11 protein-coding genes are annotated in these 18,270 nt (G+C 52.8%); 2 read left to right on the plus strand and 9 right to left on the minus strand.

The genetic code is table 11. The features are described from left to right. Positions 1–29: 29 nt before the first annotated feature. From ABNP46_RS08030 to ABNP46_RS08045, 4 genes are all read right to left on the minus strand, one after another. Complete coding sequence (locus tag ABNP46_RS08030) at positions 30–866, minus strand: FTR1 family iron permease (protein WP_349921874.1); 837 nt, start codon at positions 864–866, stop codon at positions 30–32. Then, complete coding sequence (locus ABNP46_RS08035; protein ID WP_349921875.1) at positions 866–3,886, minus strand: YncE family protein; 3,021 nt, start codon at positions 3,884–3,886, stop codon at positions 866–868. The genes ABNP46_RS08030 and ABNP46_RS08035 overlap by 1 nt, the downstream gene beginning before the upstream one ends. Before the next feature lie 3 nt (positions 3,887–3,889). Beyond that, positions 3,890–4,339, minus strand: a complete 450-nt coding sequence (locus tag ABNP46_RS08040; RefSeq protein WP_349921876.1) for a hypothetical protein — start codon at positions 4,337–4,339, stop codon at positions 3,890–3,892. A 116-nt stretch (positions 4,340–4,455) separates the two neighbouring features. Continuing rightward, a complete protein-coding gene (locus ABNP46_RS08045) occupies positions 4,456–4,941 on the minus strand; it encodes a YqhA family protein (RefSeq protein WP_349921877.1) in 486 nt (161 codons plus the stop codon). 930 nt (positions 4,942–5,871) lie between these two features. Here ABNP46_RS08045 and ABNP46_RS08050 point away from each other — a divergent pair. Next, positions 5,872–7,803 (plus strand): methyl-accepting chemotaxis protein, encoded by a 1,932-nt coding sequence (locus ABNP46_RS08050; RefSeq protein ID WP_349921878.1) that lies wholly within the window; start codon positions 5,872–5,874, stop codon positions 7,801–7,803. 33 nt (positions 7,804–7,836) lie between these two features. On the opposite strand, the gene ABNP46_RS08055 is transcribed toward ABNP46_RS08050, so the two are convergent. The 3 genes from ABNP46_RS08055 to ABNP46_RS08065 are packed head-to-tail and all read right to left on the minus strand — an operon-like array spanning position 7,837 to position 8,772. Continuing rightward, positions 7,837–7,998: a hypothetical protein gene (locus ABNP46_RS08055; protein WP_349921879.1), complete on the minus strand. Its 162-nt coding sequence runs from the start codon at positions 7,996–7,998 to the stop codon at positions 7,837–7,839. Between the two features lie 19 nt (positions 7,999–8,017). Beyond that, positions 8,018–8,542, minus strand: a complete 525-nt coding sequence (locus ABNP46_RS08060; protein WP_349921880.1) for a hypothetical protein — start codon at positions 8,540–8,542, stop codon at positions 8,018–8,020. Between the two features lie 11 nt (positions 8,543–8,553). After that, complete coding sequence (locus ABNP46_RS08065; RefSeq protein WP_076574930.1) at positions 8,554–8,772, minus strand: hypothetical protein; 219 nt, start codon at positions 8,770–8,772, stop codon at positions 8,554–8,556. A gap of 256 nt (positions 8,773–9,028) precedes the next feature. On the opposite strand from ABNP46_RS08065, the gene ABNP46_RS08070 reads away from it, so the two are divergent. After that, the gene (locus tag ABNP46_RS08070) at positions 9,029–9,919 is read left to right on the plus strand and encodes a hypothetical protein (RefSeq protein ID WP_349921881.1); all 891 of its coding nucleotides are present in this window, start codon (positions 9,029–9,031) and stop codon (positions 9,917–9,919) included. 832 nt (positions 9,920–10,751) lie between these two features. Here ABNP46_RS08070 and ABNP46_RS08075 read toward each other — a convergent pair. Together ABNP46_RS08075 and ABNP46_RS08080 are read right to left on the minus strand one after the other, a co-directional pair. Beyond that, positions 10,752–12,272 carry a hypothetical protein gene (locus tag ABNP46_RS08075; protein WP_349921882.1) on the minus strand — a complete coding sequence of 507 codons (1,521 nt, stop codon included), beginning with the start codon at positions 12,270–12,272 and terminating at the stop codon, positions 10,752–10,754. Continuing rightward, a complete protein-coding gene (locus tag ABNP46_RS08080) occupies positions 12,265–17,307 on the minus strand; it encodes an AAA domain-containing protein (RefSeq protein ID WP_349921883.1) in 5,043 nt (1,680 codons plus the stop codon). Before ABNP46_RS08080 ends, ABNP46_RS08075 begins: the two co-directional genes overlap by 8 nt. Positions 17,308–18,270 lie beyond the last annotated feature (963 nt).

Genomic DNA, 18,270 nt, shown 5'->3' on the forward strand with positions numbered 1-18,270 from the left:
CCCGCAGGCCCCGTGACTGAAAAAAGGGATTACCCCTGTTTGATCTGGCTCGGTTTGGGTTGGTAGTTGCGATACCAGATGGTCACGAAGACCGCCAGATAGGCCAGCCAGGTAGCCAGTTGCAGGCCGGCCGGGGAGGCATTGTAGCCGAACAGGGCCCGCAGGAAGGTGCCGAACACGCCCCTGTCGTCGAGAATGTGACTGATGTTGAACACCGGCTCGGTCCAGAGGGTGATGACTCCCGCCGCCTGCAACATGTTGATGGCAGAGGAGAGCAGACCGGCGGCGATGATGATGATGAGCAGCCCGGTCCAGCGGAAGAAGGGGGCCAGGGCCACCTTGCGGGTGGAGCGCAGCAGCCCCCACACCAGCACCATGGAGAGGGCCAGCCCGGCCAGGGCACCGACGAGCCCCTCATGCAGGCTCACTCCTTGCCCCGAGTAGAGCAGGGCCGAGAAGAAGAGCACGGTCTCGAAGCCTTCACGCATCACCGCCAGGAAGGCGAGCAGCACCAGGCCAAGCAGGTTGCCGCCGTCGATGGCCGCATCGATGCGCGCCGTCATGGCCCCCACGTGGGATTTGCCCTGCTTCTGCATCCAGACCGCCATGTAGGTGAGCACCAGGGTGGCGAAGATAAGGATCCCCGCCATCAACAGGTGGTTGTAGCGCTCGCTCTCGAACTGGCTGACCACCACCTGGAACAGGAAGGCCACGCCCAAGGAGGCAATGAGGCCCAATACGACACCCAGATAGATGAGTTTGTTGTAACGGCTCGCCCCCAGCTTGGCGAGGTAGGAGAGGCAGATGCCGACCAGCAGGAAGGCTTCCAACCCCTCACGCAGGGTAATGAGGAAACTTGCGAACATCAGGGATGTGGCTCCAGGTTGAGGGCATGTAGGGTGGTTCGGGCCTGCAACGACGGGGCTGCCGATGGCAGATCCCGCAGTTGCAGGTGGTTGAGGGTCACGATGGGGGGCTCTGGCAGATCCGGTTCGCCTTTGCGCACTATGTCGTTGACCCATTTGGGATAAGTTCTGAAATTGAGTTTGATGTCGGCGCTAAAGGGCCCCTTGGCATCCGCCGGCAGCGGCCAGGTTTCATCACGCCAGCCATCGGCCGGAATGCGGGTGTCTTCCAGGAGCTTGGCGTAGCGCCAGAACTTGAGCCCCACCGGCTTGCCTTGCGCATCGCCGAACACCTTCCTGAACAGCCGCGCATCTTCAGGCACGGCGCCATTGACCGGCTGGCCGCTTTGCAGCACCACCTGGCCACTGGCATCGGTGAGGGTCAGTTCCAGCCAGAGCTCGCGGAAATCGGCGACGCCGGTGGGCAGGGCGTGACCGGCGCCGGTGTTGGCGACCCTTACCACCAGCGTTGGTTGTCCATGCTGCGCGTCGATACGGGCGGAGAGGGTGGCGCTGGATTTGAGCAGCGCCAGGCTCTCTTGTTCGAGTCCTGAATTGCGCAGTCCCACCAGCTGGTGCTGGGCACCGGTGAAATTGTGGCGATAGAGGCGTGCTTTCAGGGGGCCGTTCTCGGTGGAGCGACCCGCCACGGGGGCGCCGCCATTGCCGGGCTCCGGGTTCATGTGGCAGTCGATGCAGGTGCGCCGCGTCGCCGGATCTGCTGATGTGGCAAAGCTCGAATTCTGCCACTCATCCCAGGTGTTGACGATGTTGGCGCCCGTGCCCGGAGCGAATTCGTTGTGGCAGGACTTGCACAGGGCCGCGTCCTGGTAGAAATCCTTCTGATAGGAGGCCTTGTGCATGGCCGGGCGGGCGTTGATCTGGCGCTCTGCCAGCCAGTGGCGCGCGCTGCCGCCGGGGGCATCCTCGAACACATAGCTCTCGCGATCCTTGAGGTTCACGGTGAAGGCGCTGTTGCCGCCGGCGTCTTCCAGCCGGGTGATGCGATGGCAGAGCAGGCAGCCGGTGCCCTCTTCCACCACGGGTTTCCCCGTCTGGTGGGCCTTGATGAGGGACACGCCCCCTCGCTCAAGCATATGGGAGCCCTTGGGCAGGTCGGTCTGGCCGGTCAGCACCTGCTGGGGCATGTGACAGCCCTGGCACCATTGGCCGAAGGCCTCCCCCTCGGTCTCGCGGGCAAGTGCCTGCACCGCCTTGTAGTAGGGGTGAGAGTTGCCCATCAGCCGATGGTTGCTGTCGCTCCAGTCCGCAAACGCCTGTTGGTGGCAGTTCTGGCAGGAGGCGGAGTTGAGCCACTCCTTCGGATGGGTGACGGGGGCCTTGGCCGGATCCGTGCGCGGGGCGTCGAGACGCAGCCAGTTGGCGAGATAGGGCAGGTTGCCATCGGCGGTCACGAAGGCGTGCAAGTCCTCCATCATGGCCTTGACCTCGGGCTGGGGCCTGGCGGGATCCACCGGCTCAGCGCCGTCGCGGCCGTCATGGCCCATGCCGCCCTGGGTCTGCTGGATCATGCGCAGGTACTCGCCGACAAAATCCCCCGCCACCATGTTGGCGAGGTTGGCGTGACCGTTGATGGCATTGTCCCGGCTCTTCTGGCGGTGGGCCTGCATCAGGAACTTGTTGGTGAAGTTGAACCCGTCCAGGTGGCAGGAGTTGCAGCTCATCCAGTTGTCCCCCGCCATGGGGAAACGGCCGTTGGCACTGCTGCTGCCGAGCGTGTTGCCAAGCGTGTTACCAAGATTGAACAGCCGCTCGCCGCGAATGAGGGCGGCAGGGCGGGGGTCGGACTCCACCAGTTTGGCGAAATGGGGACTGTCTACCGTCACCCGGGCGAAAGGGCCGCTGCCGCCCGCCGAGAGGCGGGTCAGATCCTGGCCCATGGCGTTGTGCACCAGGATGTGATCGCCGTCGATGAGCAGATCCTGAGGATTCTGACCCGGCAGGTGGCGCAGCAGCTGGGTCGCCTTGGCCCCCCCCTGGAATTTTTTCCGTCTGTGGCGGTTGCTGTTCTGCTTGCCGCTGCGAGAGAGATCGAACACCAGCAGATCTTCCGAGCCCGCCAGGGTCAGGTAGACCCGCTTGCCGTCGGCGGCGAAGCGGGCGGCGAAGGGGTTGGAGACAATCTGGCTGCGGTTGCCGACGTTGGGCAGGTTGATCTGCAAGAACAGCTGCTTGCGCTCATCCACCCGCTCGGTTTCGCTGCCAAGATCGATGATGGAGACCGCCGGGAAGACGGTGCTCTGGAACTGGAAGGGGTGGTCGAAGCTCCAGAGTACATGGGGCAACCAGGCCTCGCTGCCATCGGGGGAGAGACTGATGCCATCGAGCAGACGCGGCAGCCCCTGGGAGTCGCTTGGCGTGGCGCTGTGGGTCTCGGCCAGGGTGATGAGCTTGGGTTTTTCAATGGCCGCCGCCGTGGGCGCCTTGCCCAGTTTTTTCAGGTTGTAGATGGCGAGCTGGCCCGTCATGGCGTGGGTCAGCAGCAGGCGGTCGTCATCGGTGAGCGCCAGCCCGCGCGGGGTCTCGGCGGTCGGGAGATCCAGCTGCAGATCGCCATTCTCGTCATAGGCCTGCAGGCGCGCCGATTCGAACAGGGTGATCCAGAACCAGCGCCGCTTGGGATCGAAGATGACGCCGTAGGGTCTGTGGCCTGTGGGGATGATCTTCCTGAGGTCGAGATCTTCATCCAGCAGCAGCAGGCGATCACCGCTGTAGTCGGTGACCAGCAGGGTGCCGTCATCGGCGCGCGCCAGCTGGCGCAGGTCGCCGCCAAGGCGAGCCTCCTTGATCCGCTTGCCGCTGTCTCGCTCGATCAGGGTTATGGAGCCGCCGCTCTGGTTGGCGCTCAACAGGCGCTGTGCCTTGCCCTCGTCATAGGCCTGCAGGGACGAGCCCATCTGCTGGGCCTGCGCCAGCAGGGAGGTGACGATGAGCAGGCAGGGGAGAAGCCACTTCATCATGGCTCAGGGACGCCACTTGAGCAGGGTCCAGCGCCAGGCGTGGCGCAAGACCAGGGGAGTGAGCGCCAGGGCGCTGAGCCAGTGGGCCCAGCTCGCCAGGTTGCCGAGACTGTCCCCCGGTGTGCCGTGCAATACCAGCACCAGGCCGCTGCCGAGGCAGACCAGCAGCAGGGCTTCGATGATCTGGCCCGTGGTGCGCAAAAACGGCTTGCGACTGTGGCGCAGCAGACGGCGATGAGAGAGCCAGAAAGCGCCAAACAGCAGGGGGAAGAGGGAGAGGGAGAGCATGACATGGAGGAACAGGTTCCAGCGCGCCAGAGACCAGACGGGGGTCAGGGGCTCCCACAGCAGCAGACCGGAGAAAAACATCAGGTAGAGGCTGCCTTCGGCGGCCTGATGGTGATAGGCCAGCCATCGCCAGAAGTGTCGTGGTGAGAGAGAAAGGCTTGTCATACAGGCTCCAGCACCCGGGCATTCAACCCGGGTGAGCAAGTCTACCTTGGGGTAACCGTAATGAAAAGAGTTATCAATTTCGCTCTTGATGAATAAACCCTGAATGAAAAGGGTGGCTATTTATGATCCGCCAGCCGCTCGGTGACCGCATAGATGAGGGCCGCGGCGGAGAAGGCGAGGAAGACGATGACCGACCATTTCATCTCCACTTCATTGCCGACCCCGTCTTCCAGGAAGGCTTTGAGCACCTCTATGCCCGCGATGGTCACCAGGGAGTTGATGACGATGAGCTTCAGGGAGGCAAAGTTTATCTTGCTGAGCCAGTTGTCGCCGAGGGCCTCGCGCTGCTCCTGGGTCTGGATGAACTGCACGAAACCACAGACCGCCACCAAGATCAGCATCTGCGCCACCAGTACGAAGTCCACCAGGGTCAGCACACCGGTGATGAGGTCCATATAGGGGATCTCGATGATGTCGCGGCACAGCACATAGAGCTGCATGGCGAACTTCACCATCAGCAGGGCAACGCAGACCAGAATGGCCACGTAAAAGGGAAACATCATCAGCCGGCTGCCGTTGAGCATGAAGTTGAAGCGGCGCATGCAGACTCCTTAACGAATTGAAATTACGCTGATTATGGCGTGTATCGGCGGGCTTGGGCAGTCACCATGACAAAATGGCTGGCAGGGTTGGGCGCCGACGCATCACCCGGTCGTGCGTCCTCGGGTGGCAGCTTCTATACCTATTGCCCGCCAGAGGCCTTTTGGTTCACCAGCCATCGGGAGAAGGTGTCAGCAGACAGCGATCGGGAGCGATATGCCAGGTGAAGGCAAGCGAGCGAGTTTGTGCAAGGGGGCGGAGAAGATCCCACCGTGCGGAATGAGCAGATGCCGGTGTCCAGACTCTGCATGGCATGTTGCATCACCCATCCCACCATTAACGGTTGTTTGTATTGCTTATCCTTGATTTGTTGGTTGTATATATCGCCAATTGCCCGATAAATCTCCCTCTTAAGGGGCTCATCAGCCGAGGTCTCGGCCATGCTCCGATGACTCGAGGCCCGTTGAAGATCCTCGTGGTGCCGACGTCGGCAGACTCTGCACTACGCTGGCAAAAACAGTATCAGGGGAGGCGTGCACAAGCGGGCCATCTCAGGCTGGCTTGCCAGTCAACGGTGACGAGCCTCGGACGATTGTCTCTCCCGCACGTCTCTTCGCATCTCTCTCGACACAGCCGCTCAAGACGGCTTCTTCACTGTTTCATCCACAGCCCACCTGGTGGAAGACTCAAATGCGGTCTGAATATTCCATCATTTATGCATTTCTTATGTTCTATTGAAAGCGCCATAAACCCTGTTAAATACAAGGTTACAGGCGAGTTTCAAATGAAAAGCAAATTGCATAATTAGTGAATGACATGTTGTGTTCGGAAAACAATCAGCTAGGATGTGACGGCTTGAGGATAGGAACATCACTGGCTGATTGATACCAGCCAGCACACAACCCTGCGCAGTTGTTCAAAAAGAGAGAAGCATGATGTTGAAAACCTTGCGTGGTCGAATCACCCTGACCATTGCCAGCCTGTTGTTGCCCATTCTGATCGGTAGCGTGTTGCTGCTGGCCTGGAGCGATCAGAAGCAACTGCACCAGGTGGCGAATAGCGATGCGAACAATGCCGTCACCGGGTTGCTCGATCAGATGAGTCTGCTTGATGGCCAGATCAGTCAGCGGGTGGATGCCTCCATGCGACTGCTCAAAGAGCGCAGTGCCGCACTCGGTCAGGCAAGCCAGGGGGCCATGGTGACGGTCAAAGAGCGCCAAGTTCCCCAGTTGCTGCTTGGCCAACGACCACAAGCCAACGAGAGTGAGTTGGTTGATGGCGTCAGCGCGTTGATGGGGGGGACTGCCACCCTGTTTAGCCGCAGCGGCGACGACTTTATCCGGGTGAGCACCACGGTCAAAAAAGAGGGGGTTCGTGCGACGGGATCGCCACTGGATCCCGATGGCCGCGCCATTGCAGCCATCAAACAGAACCTGCCGTTTTACGGTCAGGTGGATATTCTTGGCAACCCCTACCTCACCGGTTATGAGCCGCTTCACGATGCCGGTGGTCAAACCATCGGGATCTGGTACGTCGGCTATCCGGTTGACTTGACTCCGTTGGCCCATGCCGCCAGCCGCATCAAGTTGGCCGACACCGGGTTTGTCGCCGTGCTCGACGATAAGGGCAGGCTTCGTTTTGCCTCGCAAGGGCGCTCACCCGACGACATCAGCGCCTTGATCCAGACGCGTGACACCACGTGGGAGTGGACCGAGCAGCCGTTCAACCAGTGGGGCTTTCGGGTGATTGCCGGTTACCCGCGTGCGGAAATCGATGCGGTGGCCCATGAGCGGGCCATCACCATCATCGGCGGCGGCATTGCCCTTGCTGTCATCGTCCTGATCGTCCTGCTCAGCTTGCTGCAACGCCTGGTTCTCAACCCGCTCGGCGGGGAGCCGGCCGATGCCGTCAAATTGGCCCGCGCCATCGCCGACGGCGATTTGGGCCTTCAGCTTGGCAAGCAGGCACCGACCGACAGTGTGCTGGGAGCCATGCAGCGGATGCAAGGTGTGCTGCGTCAATTGGTCGAGGATGTGCAGCAAGAGGCCAGCGAAGTGTCTGCCTGCGCCGAGCGCTTTAACGTCACCTCGCGCCAGATTGCCAGCGGCTCCGAGCGTCAGACCCAGGCTACCCATACCATGGCGGCGGCGCTTGAGCAGATGGCGGCCAGTATTGGTCAGATTGCCGAGCACGCCAAAGAGGCACAATCAACCACCGATCACTGCGCTCACGAGTCTCGCGAAGGCAACCGGATCATTGCCGAGATGGCCGAGCGGATCAGCCGGGTCGCCAGCGAAGTGGCGCAAAGTGCCAATATGATTGAGACCCTGTCCAGCCAAAGCGAAAACATTGTCAACGTGGTAGCGGTCATTGATGAAGTGGCCAAGCAGACCAATCTGCTGGCACTCAATGCGGCCATCGAAGCCGCTCGCGCCGGTGAACAGGGGCGCGGATTTGCCGTGGTGGCCGATGAGGTGCGCACGCTGGCGATGCGTACCGGCGAGTCCACCAAGGAGATAGCCCGCACCCTCGGCGCCGTGCGCGACAGCGCGGGTGCGACAGTGCTAAGGGTGGAGCAGGCCCAAAGTGAGGCGCAAGGCAGCACCGAGCTGGCTCGCTATGCCAGCGAGGCGATGCAGCGTATTGCCAGCACCACCAGCGAAGTGGAGCGTGTCACTGAGTTCATCACCCGTGCACTGGACGAGCAGAGTCTGGCCAGTAACGAAATTGCGGCCAGTGTCGATGAAGTTTCCCGCATGATTGTTCAAAACGAAGCCGCCTCGCACGACGCCGCGGAGGAGGCGGAGCAGATGCACAAAGTCGTCGTCAATCTCAATGCGACAGTGCGTCGATTCCGCCTGTAGTCTGGGGGCGATCCAGCTCTAGGGCTGGATCGTCTACTGGGGCTGGGTCAGTCCAGTTGAACCTGGCGAGAGCAAGGTAGCGACACCACTGGTCAAGATAACCTTGGCAGGCAGCGCGGGTTTATCGCTGGCCTGGTTCTCGGGCTGGGTATTGGCTTGCTGGTTGACGGCTTGCTTGTTGGTCTTGCTATTCATATTGGGATCCTCGGGTAAATCAGATAGTGGATTTCAGGTAGATAGTGATGCCCAAATCAGGCGAGCTTTGATCTGGCTTGAGAGCGAAGGCCAGATGCTGGAATACCGAGAGTGGTGCAGATAGAGCATCGAACGGTGAGCCATAGCCAGAGAAGCGATAGGGCTCCCATGCTTCCACTCCTGGGAGAGGCAGCCAGAACACGGCATCTTCGGCACAGTCGATCAGCTTGATAGTTCCTGCTGCTAGCCGCCAGTAGTCAGCGTAGTAACCGTTGTCGTCATCCCGGACTGACTCGCCCGTATGGGATGCTATAGAGATCAATACTTCAGGCGCTTCGCTATGTAGGGACTTGGCCTTGAGAACGGTCGCCTCTTTGATCACGACCAGCAGCACAGGCTGATTTTCCTCTGGCAGGAACTCAGGAACATACATGCCGCTTTTAATGACCTCCTGCATCAACAAGCTCAGCGTTTGCCAGCTGTAGGCATAACCCTTTAGCGTCTCGTGGGAAGCGTATTTCCCTTCTTGAATGAACTCATCCATGGCAGTCTCCCTTAGTCTGCTGGTCCAGTGATGTAGCCGATGGTGCCGCCGATGATGGTACCCGCGACGGCTCCTGGGATACCGCCTCTGGCACCGACGCCAGCTCCAGTGATAGCCCCCTTAATTGCTCCCTTGGTACTGCCCTTTACCGTGAAATCAATGCTGCCATCTCTCATGGGCTTGATGCTGATCGCAGCTACTTGTTTGCGCAAAATTTGGTGGATAAACATGCTCTGTCCTTTGGATCGTAGATATGAAAAAGGCCCTGAGTGGTTAGCTCAGGGCCTGATGTTCGGGATGAACATAGCTTTAATATGTATTTAAAGGTGGGGATATTACGTTATTTTAACTAATTTAAAAAAGTCACCGGTGGTGTGAGGCTAGGGATTTTAATTGAGCCGCTCTAAAAAATATGTGAATCATATTGAACTATTCATTTTTTCGGTATACTGTGTTTATATACAGCATTTCTTGTGCGGAGGGAAGATGGATACACTTGAGGAAGTAACAAAGAAAATTGATAGCTTTTCTTCAGTTATTAATTTTGTCTTTAAAATAGCTATAGCAATTGGATTCTTAATTGTCTTCAAACATTATAACAACTTGGGTTTTTTTCCACGAGACCTAAGTGTTGGGGATAGTGCACTATTTGTTATGATATCATTAGTCTTCGGCCTAGCGTATTTGTTTATGATATATTCATTGATATGCCTAGGTCACTTTCTCTCAAAATTGATTATTAAGCCATTGCTGATGCTTGATTATTATTTCAATTTTTTGAGGGTTTCCCAAGGAAAGAGACCTAAGTATAAAAAAGTGACATTTAAGAAGATAAACATTGAGGACTATCCTTTTGCATTCTTTGGGGTTTTAATCTTTATATCTCATACAAAAAATTTCGATTCATTTATTCAAATACTGATAGCTACTATTGCAAGTTCTATGGTTTGGTTAATGTTAGTGGAAAGCTTTAATAAGCGAGAATTAATAACCTCTAAGCATCAGGATTTAATTACCCGGCGAGAAAAAGAGTTTCTTGAAAGAAACAAATGGAAGTCATTGTTTTGTGGTGTGTTAATATTGGTTATGCCCATATTACTGGCAGGGATGGCGAATACCATTGTAAATGGGGTGATGAGGCTCTCTGAAATACGCAATGATAATGTGACTGTATATGTATCGCAGAAATACTCAGGTATTATTAAAGATAATGGTATTAATGGTGAGTCTAGTCCCATAGTGAAAGGATACGACAAGTACACTAATGCAAACATACTTGCAAGTGCATTCGGTGCTGATGATATAATTCAATTCACATCGGGAGAGAAATCGATCACTCTATCTATTCCGAGAAGTGAGGTTTATAAAGTCAGGTGAGCGGTTTTATTTTATATCTAAACGGGGGTGATAAATAAAAATCAAGCTGAGGTTTGTGTTTTATTTAGCTTTTTGAGTGTTATTCGTGTTGATGCTTCGATATTTTATGATGTCAGCATTGACACGATTTTTACAATTTTCCATCGATCACATTTACGCTGCTATCTCTAGTCGAACTGTCCACCGCTACACGGCTGCCATCCTTGGAACTACCTTGGTCTGGGCCTAGTATTCTCAAGAACTCATCCTAGGTCAGCTCGCCAATACTCTTGGTCGCCATGCAAACAACTCCTTTTAAACGCAAAGGTTTTTGTGAGCAGGCAGTCTGCCATACTTTGGGTTTCATTCAAAACATGGGATGCCCAAAGGAGCCATTTCTGACATTGCTTGTAGGTTGAACTGTTGGGGGAGGGGGATTACTGGAGATCTTGCGGGAAAGTTGCCGACGGTTGTGTCGACGTGACGGTCCGACGCCTCGTCGGCATAGACGCGATTTTGTACGATAGTTGGTAAAATAGCACTTTGATAGTTATAAAAGAAGGCGAGATTCTAGTTTTTAAGTTAAAAATTATGACAAATAGATTATATCTGTGGGAAAAAATTATATATCAAGATTTGTTTTTTACTACATTTTCTCTATGTAGAGAAAGTCTAATTTTATTAGGTTTGGTCAATATGTAGGTTTGTTAAAAAATAAACGGGAACATCTGAGATATCGATAAAACCTTCGTGTCTTGAATTGTATCTGGTGTGAATGTGAAAATCCCTCCGTAATATCGATATAACAAAGCCGAAAGCCATATTCGTATTGGCTTTCGGCTATGTCATGCATTTAATCTGTTATTTTGTCCAGAAGTTTAATTTTAGTGTTGTCAGATTGTGTGGATATAATTGATTGCCAATCTTTTTGTAGTTGTGCGTAGGAATCATCCAATGTTTTGTGTGTGCTGGTGGGCAAGGATGAAAATGTTACATCGCTACCTAATCGCTGACGTATCACCGACCATAATAGTTCCACTCTTTCCACATCATAGGTGTAATAACCGATTGGTAAGGTGATTCCAGCCATGCCACAGTTCTCTGGCAAGCAAGCATGATATTGCACTAAAGCACAGCCAGGATCTCCTGGAATGATGAATATTTCCATCTCATTAAGGTCTGGCGCATTAGGTAGTTCAATAATACGTGGAACTCTAGCACCAAAGCGTTCATTCACATCGTAGCGTTCCTGTTTGTCATGGACCGGTACAACAAAATCGACAGTACTGTCGTGGCTCGATAATGCCTTGTCAATGGTCGTGATAAATTCTTTCAGGCCAACATAGGCACCCCAAGTTGATGTTGCCGCAGGTAACCACACTGCACGTGATAGTGCAGCCTGTCTCGGAATGCTTGACAACCAATTAAGCAGTCGGCCGCGATTACTATCCATGTATAATGGGCCAATCATCATTTGAGTCATACTGTTGCCATAACCAGTACGCTTGGCTTTACGATCAAGCAATAATTTTCCCAAGTCTAATGTGTAGCCATCGATATAGCGCGCTAGGACAGCATCTCCCACAGCCTGAGCATATTGAGCTAGAGATAATTGCGGTGGGTTAGACTGTGGCTGATCAAAATGTTTGTTGACAGCTCCGTGTAGCCCACTGCTGGTGAGAAGCCCTTTGACTTGTTCGGGAAAGCCAGTCAGTTCAGAAGTCAATCGTAGCCCTTCGAGGGGGTCACATTCCGCGTAAATGTCCAGCGACAAAGGCAACGTGGTCAGCTGTGTGTAATGACAATGGTTGATACGATATAGCTTTGTATGGAAACGCTTCAGACGCTGGATATTAGTACATTGTTGAAATCGTTCAAACTGTGAGGTGAACAAGCTTGCTGTGTCCACCAGCCCTTCCTGCTCTTCGGCAGTTAGTGCTGGTAAGCCATGTACAGGTTTATCATCAGCTCTCGGTTGAATGGAATGGGTTAGACTGTCGACAACGAAGCTGTGGTTGTAATTGACGATTTCCTCAAGAGAAATATCCTGCAAGTTGTTCCGAGTGTCTCGAAGCCGACTGGTTGGTACTAACAGGCCGTGGCGATCTTCTTCTGCGAACCCCGTTTCTAGAATTTCCTTAAGAAGGCCCTCACGTTCGGCTGCGTTGAGGCCAAAATAGTCCTGTAACTCTCCAGCTGAAACTTGTTCTAACTGTGAGATCAGCATTAGAGCACATTCGAGGATCGCTGGAAGAGCTTGTTTGGCTGTTACGTCAAAATTGGCTTCGTAACGTCGAGCTGGTGCTAGCAACGATAGAGTATGGATTTTGCGTAGCCGCTCAGCCTCTGGTGGGAATAGTGCATTTTCAGTCATGAGCAGCCTCTGTTAGTTGTTTGGTAGTTGTAGATTTGAGAGTGGCTGCCTGTGATTCGATGGCCAACTGCTCCGGCTGTATTTTTTGGTATTCTGGATGCCCGCGCTCTATCGCTGAAGAAATATATCGATACACGTTACCTAGGGGCGAATTGTTATTACGTTTGCCCCAAAAGCTGATTGCCCCGAGGATGAGTAATCGTTCCTTTGCCCGAGAAATCGCAACATTTATTCTAGGGGCGTCATCAATGAAGCCTGCTTTATCTGCTTTGTTGTTACGAACCAAAGATAGAATGATGATCCTATTCTCTGAACCTTGGTAGGAGTCAATGGTGTCTATTCGTACTAGATTACGAATCCCATCTGCCCAAGAGTCCGTATCTAATCTCGCCCGAATAGCCTGCACTTGGCGGCGGTAACCAGTGATGATTCCTATTGGTGGGGCGTTATCTTCTGAAGCCCAAGTATGTAATTGTTCTAATGCATCAGGATGAGCTATAAGTCGACGCAAAGACATGCAAATCAAATCTACCTCTACACTGTTTCGTGCTCCAGTGGGTTTGGATTTTCGTGAACCACCTAATGTTAGGGTGCCTCGTAGATCATCTTCATAAGACTTGCTGCTATCTAGCCATGTCACAGTCCGGTTCCATGGTTTTGGTAAGTCCTTCATCCAAGCCTCGGCTGGCGACCGACCGGTATTTAATTTCCCATCATAGAAAACGCGGCTGATTAGATCGCCAATTGCAGGTGCCATTCGATACTGCATATTCAGCATCGCCCCCTGTGTGGAGATGAAGGCGCGCTCGAAGTCAGTTCGTAGTACTTCCTGTAATGTCAGCCCCAATTTCTGGCTGACTTGACGAACTAGACTGGGATCATTCATTGGTGGCAACTGTTTATGATCACCGACGAGGATTACCCTTCTTGCTGATTGCATCGCTATAGCTAATTCACTGGCTGTGGCTCGACCAGCTTCGTCGATAATCACGATGTCGTAAGTGTTTTGTGCAAGGTTATAAGCTCCTTTGCCGATCCCAACCAATGTCCCGATAACCAATTTTCGGGTTCGTGCAGCAAATCCGGCAAATCCGTCAGCGTCTGCCGATAGGCGCAACATCCAGTTGTGGCTGGTATCGAGTACTCCACGTAACCGCAGTAGACTCTGCGGGTTATAAATCTGGTGCTTCTCAGCCATGAGCTCAAGCAGTTCCTGCATGGGATCATCAGCTTCGAGTAAAGGTTGTGGGAGATCGGTGTAGGCCAGCAGGCCATGGCTGAGGGCGTCGTACAAACGCTTGAGCCGGGAACGAGTTTTTTCAAAGTCTCGCTGGGGGCGTCGCCGTTCGTCTAGCTCTTCCATCTTACTCTGTAGACGCTCCAACTCTTCTCTTGCTTTGATGTACTGGTACAACTCTGTGCCGAAACGACGATATAAGTCGCCTACATCGGCAACAAGAGCATTGGGCAAGCGCATGCGGGCGGCAAGAGCAAGTAGGCGAGAGTCAAGGTTGCGGTGAAATGCGGTGCGATAGCGTGCTTGGAGAGATTCCACGTGAACGTCTAGCAATTCGTCATCAATCTTTTGACGATCACCGAGTCGCACCATCGATGGTTCAAAAATTGATGGCGATAGGCCGTTAGCCTCCAGTCGACGGCGCATGACCTGTCGAGTTCTTACCGCCAACTCATTCACTGCCACATGTGACTGAGAAACCAGTAAAATACGGCCTACGGATGGTTGTTGGCACAAGTAATCGAGAAGCGCAGACAACATAGTGGTCTTCCCAGTTCCTGGGGGACCCATTACGACCGATAGTGGTTGGTTTAGCACGTAGCGAAAAGCAGTTGCCTTGCTCTCATCTAGTCCGTAACTGGCAAGTACTTGGTCCTCAGGTTGCGGTAAAGGCGCAACGGCTGGGGTAGGGTTTGGTTGTGTTGGATCAAACCAGCTTACTAATGAGGGAATCAGTGTTTCGTGCTGCAAAACGGCTTGTAGCGCTTGGCGTCGACGCTGCCAGCTGGTTTCGCTACGTACTTCAACGAGTTTTAATCGTGTTCCTGGGCGTAAGAAACCCATTGAGCGCGCATCCATGACAGCCAACATGTCTCCTTGGCTGCGGCTAAGGTCAACTGTACCGTAGTTCCATTTGTCTTCGAGAGAATCAGTCATCAGTTGAATCTGGTCGCTGACGTCCAGTGAGTCAAAATTGGTAAGGTCTTCCTGGATTTGCAAAAGGTAGATTTCCCCTTGCTTTTGGGGCGCTGATGCTACCGTTACTGTCGGGTGTAGATCGCGTTCAGCATCCACCAATGCAGACCATAATCTATGAAGGTCTACTCTATCATTTGTCTCAAATGGTCTCTCGAAATCGTTTGTGAGTGAGGTTTTGGCACCAAGAGTTTGCGGTGGCTGAGTGGCAGCAACAGCGGATATTTTTGCCAAAATCGTCATCAAAGATGCTTCATCTTTGGTAATGCGTTCTCCATTTTGTAATTTAAGAGGTTGCTCAAATATTTGATGTTGGTGGCGTTTGGGATTAGCTGCCTGTTGGGCATCGCGCATAAATTCTGCAGGGGAAATATTCTTTATGCGAACTTTGCACAGCACCAGTTCCTGACCTTCCCATTTGGCTTCAAGAATAAGCTTCTGTTTCAAACCTGTAATGAAAAGCTGCAGGAATTCAGGTAAAGTGCGCACGGCTAGATATAGCCGTCCTTGATCAGTTTCTAGCATCTGTGGTCCGTTATCACCCAGCAAATTTGGCCAATGAAGATTTAACGGTTCCACTTTAGGCAATGGTTGTTCTGCAGCACGTTGTAAGCTGTCACGTAATGGTTCAAGGCTTAACGGAACTTGCGTTAGTTCACTGCCGAGACCATTGCGAATTTCTTTACGGATCAACTCAGTCTGCCCACCACAACCGGCAAACAATTCGTCAATTATCAGATAGGTAGCAAATCTATCGCGGGCTAAGGAACTAACATCCTGCAATGGCCTATATTCATGGTTTTGCATTGGAAGGCCATTGATATCCAGATCTAACGTATCTAGGAAGTACAGACCTATCTGGCCGTTTACTTCTGTTACCAGCAAATTGTCTGGTTTGAGATCCCCATGCCCCAAGCCAAGAGCGTGCAATTGGTTGATACCACTGATAAGGTCATTGGCTACCTCGAACCGAGGTGTCAATACTTCTTTGCTCTTAGATTCTAACCAAGAGGTCAGTTGCTGACCCTCTTCGATATAAGACTGAATTGTATATAGCCCCATCATCGAGAGCCCGAAGTCTACAACTGGTGCTGTCGGCAACGAGTGTTGCTTCAATGACTGGCAGCGTTCGATAAATCTAAGTAGCCTTCTATTGAGTCCCTTGTCGGTGTTCTGCGGCTGCAAGCCTGCCCAAATCCTAACGACCACTGGCCGACCTTCATATGTAGATCTGTAGCTCATTCGGTTACGAGCCAAATCTTGCGTTGGAGCACTAGTCGGAGGGAAGTCCAACATTAGGTTAATCGGTGAGCGATAAGCCTCTAGTGAGGAAATGATTTCAGCTTCATCATTGGCGACCTCACGGCTGTCCAGCACAAATAACTGAGTCAACTGACTTAACATTTCTCCAGCATCAGCTTGGCGAGACGCCGGCTCCATCGACAGGGATTGTTTTAGCCAGGAATGTAGCTGTCCCTCAAAAGGGTCAATAAGCGGATCCTGCCAAATGACTCCATCTTCACCAAAGGGGAGCGGTGTGTTGAACGCAATGCGATAAGCAACAACACCTAACAAGTAGACGTCTAGCCGGCAAGCATCAATGTCCGTTTCACCATAAACCTCTTCCGGTAATGGTACTGATGAAGTGGCTAGTTGACGGCGAACGTCACCGATACTTCTTCCATTGACATCGGGGAAGCGAGCAGCGACAAGACCACTGACTGTTATGGACTGTGACTGACTATTGTAATACAAGCGTTCGTGGGCAATATCTCGGTGCGCTAGTCCCAACTGATGCAAACGTGCGAAGGGATCTAATAGAGCTCGCAGTAACTCAAGACGGGCGGTTTTTTCGTGCGGAACTATGGTGAGGTGGGCATCAAGACGTTCAAATAAAGGTGGTTTTTCGTAGACTTCAATTAAGTCTTCGGTTACTTGCTCCTCAACCAACTGCTGTTGTGGTTGCATCAGATAGTCTTTACGTAACTGATGATTTTTTTGTCCAACGAAGTTGATAGCGCGCTGCTCACGCAATCCGTAAAACGCCCTCTGCTCTTGTGTTAATGCTTGAGAGCCTAGCTGGTTAAAGTTCCAAGCTCGCAGTACCGCTTGGTTGTTCTCCATTGTTCTATGTACACCGATGTATTCGGCGTAGACTCCACCTCGGTGGCTGAAAATTGGCTGAGGTTCGGTCATAACATAGCCCCCAGCTTCTCTTTGCCTGGCTTTAACGCAACCACCACCCTTCAGCCAATTTTCAAAAATTGCGATTTGACGTTCGGTATTTGGCCTAGCTAGCTTGCCTGATTTGAGTCGGTACTCGTGCTCGCGTTTGGGCAACAGACGTTCGAAGCCTGCTTCGGTGCGAATCTCAAGAAACTCCTTGAGAGTGAAAACCATCTCCCTCTCCCAATCGGGCATTTGCGTAATAGTTGCTTGGCCACTTAGGACTATACAGGTTTCGATTGGATAGTACCCATTCCAACGACTCTGTAGGTGTTTATCAAATAGGCTTTTCAGGCGTTCAGCATGCTCGCGTTTGATAGAAACTGGCGAGGCCTGTGACCTGCTGTATCCTGAGGGCGCAGTTTGTATCCAATTTTTACCATCAGAGGCAATTGAACCTGACCAGTGTTTGATCTCGACCAATAAGATGCGACTGTGTGTGAAAATCAGTAAGTCAATTTCCATCGATCCCGCTTTGTCTGCGATCAGGAACGATGCATACCCATGCCAGGCCGGCCGCAATCCTGCGGCCAGTTCAGTGATAGCCTTGTGCTCTGCGGCATGTATTCCTTGAGGTGAGCGAATATCCAGCTTCATCATTAGTCCTGTAGTTTTATTTATTCCTAGGCTCTACTTGTGTTGAGTCACCATCAAAACGAGACAGCATGTATTGCGTTAGATACGAAATCGATCAAAGAGCGAAAATCATCCAATTTCAGTGTCGGCAGTAGATTGAGATCAAAAAAACCATCCACAGAGAGCTTGAAATCCTCATGACACCTGTAGTGGGTGGGTTTTGATTGAAGCTGATATGGCGAACGAAGGTTCATGATGGCAGCCGATGACATGAACCCGAGAGCCCTTGGCAACAATCGTGGCTACTAGAGCATTTGGATGTTGGCGATTATTAGCCTATGGCTCAAGCTGCGTATCGTTTCTTCTGTCAATATGGAGTTGATGATCTCACATTTGGGACTTGTTCGCACCCCCTTTGACGCTATCGAGTGTATAGAGTTCACCAGCTAAATAATGGAGCCTATAGAGCTACATCTTGGCAGTTCGGTAACCATGTCAGAGGGAGGTGTATTTCTATCCATGAAAGGTAATTCTGCTTTTTGTAGATTGATCCTTCTAGGATGAAAATTGTTGTCAATTGTGACGACCCGTCACCTCGTCGGCATCGACGCGATTTTTCGCAACTCCCGGCAAACTCAGCTACAGCCCCAAAGACCGGATATCCCCCAGAGCTGCACCGGTCTTGCCCACTAACCATTCCTCTTCCCTTGCTTTTCGTGATCGCCTCCATCTTTCAATCTGCGCTATCTCCACGCCAGAGCCACCTGCTCCGGTCTGAGCATCCCCATGGTATCCCAGCAGAAAGACCGGAAGCTGTGACCGGAGGGGGGAGCTGAGGGGATTTACGTCAGGGGAGGGGATGATTTCTGGTTTGGGCTAGATCGTGACCCATTCGCCAGCTGAGCTGACCGGATAGGGACCGGAGCCTGCGTTAGTCGGGTTTGAGTCGAGAGAAAACAGGGAGAGTGGATCGTTCACTGCGAG

The sequence above is a fragment of the Aeromonas veronii genome, assembly GCF_040215105.1.
In the GTDB taxonomy this organism is placed as follows: domain Bacteria; phylum Pseudomonadota; class Gammaproteobacteria; order Enterobacterales; family Aeromonadaceae; genus Aeromonas; species Aeromonas veronii_G.

Excerpts from the sequence above, each read along its gene's own strand:
- ABNP46_RS08030 (WP_349921874.1), bottom strand. The coding sequence starts at position 866 with ATGTTCGCAAGTTTCCTCATTACCCTGCGTGAGGGGTTGGAAGCCTTC.
- ABNP46_RS08035 (WP_349921875.1), bottom strand. The coding sequence starts at position 3,886 with ATGATGAAGTGGCTTCTCCCCTGCCTGCTCATCGTCACCTCCCTGCTG.
- ABNP46_RS08040 (WP_349921876.1), bottom strand. The coding sequence starts at position 4,339 with ATGACAAGCCTTTCTCTCTCACCACGACACTTCTGGCGATGGCTGGCC.
- ABNP46_RS08045 (WP_349921877.1), bottom strand. The coding sequence starts at position 4,941 with ATGCGCCGCTTCAACTTCATGCTCAACGGCAGCCGGCTGATGATGTTT.
- ABNP46_RS08050 (WP_349921878.1), top strand. The coding sequence starts at position 5,872 with ATGATGTTGAAAACCTTGCGTGGTCGAATCACCCTGACCATTGCCAGC.
- ABNP46_RS08055 (WP_349921879.1), bottom strand. The coding sequence starts at position 7,998 with ATGAATAGCAAGACCAACAAGCAAGCCGTCAACCAGCAAGCCAATACC.
- ABNP46_RS08060 (WP_349921880.1), bottom strand. The coding sequence starts at position 8,542 with ATGGATGAGTTCATTCAAGAAGGGAAATACGCTTCCCACGAGACGCTA.
- ABNP46_RS08065 (WP_076574930.1), bottom strand. The coding sequence starts at position 8,772 with ATGTTTATCCACCAAATTTTGCGCAAACAAGTAGCTGCGATCAGCATC.
- ABNP46_RS08070 (WP_349921881.1), top strand. The coding sequence starts at position 9,029 with ATGGATACACTTGAGGAAGTAACAAAGAAAATTGATAGCTTTTCTTCA.
- ABNP46_RS08075 (WP_349921882.1), bottom strand. The coding sequence starts at position 12,272 with ATGACTGAAAATGCACTATTCCCACCAGAGGCTGAGCGGCTACGCAAA.
- ABNP46_RS08080 (WP_349921883.1), bottom strand. The coding sequence starts at position 17,307 with ATGAAGCTGGATATTCGCTCACCTCAAGGAATACATGCCGCAGAGCAC.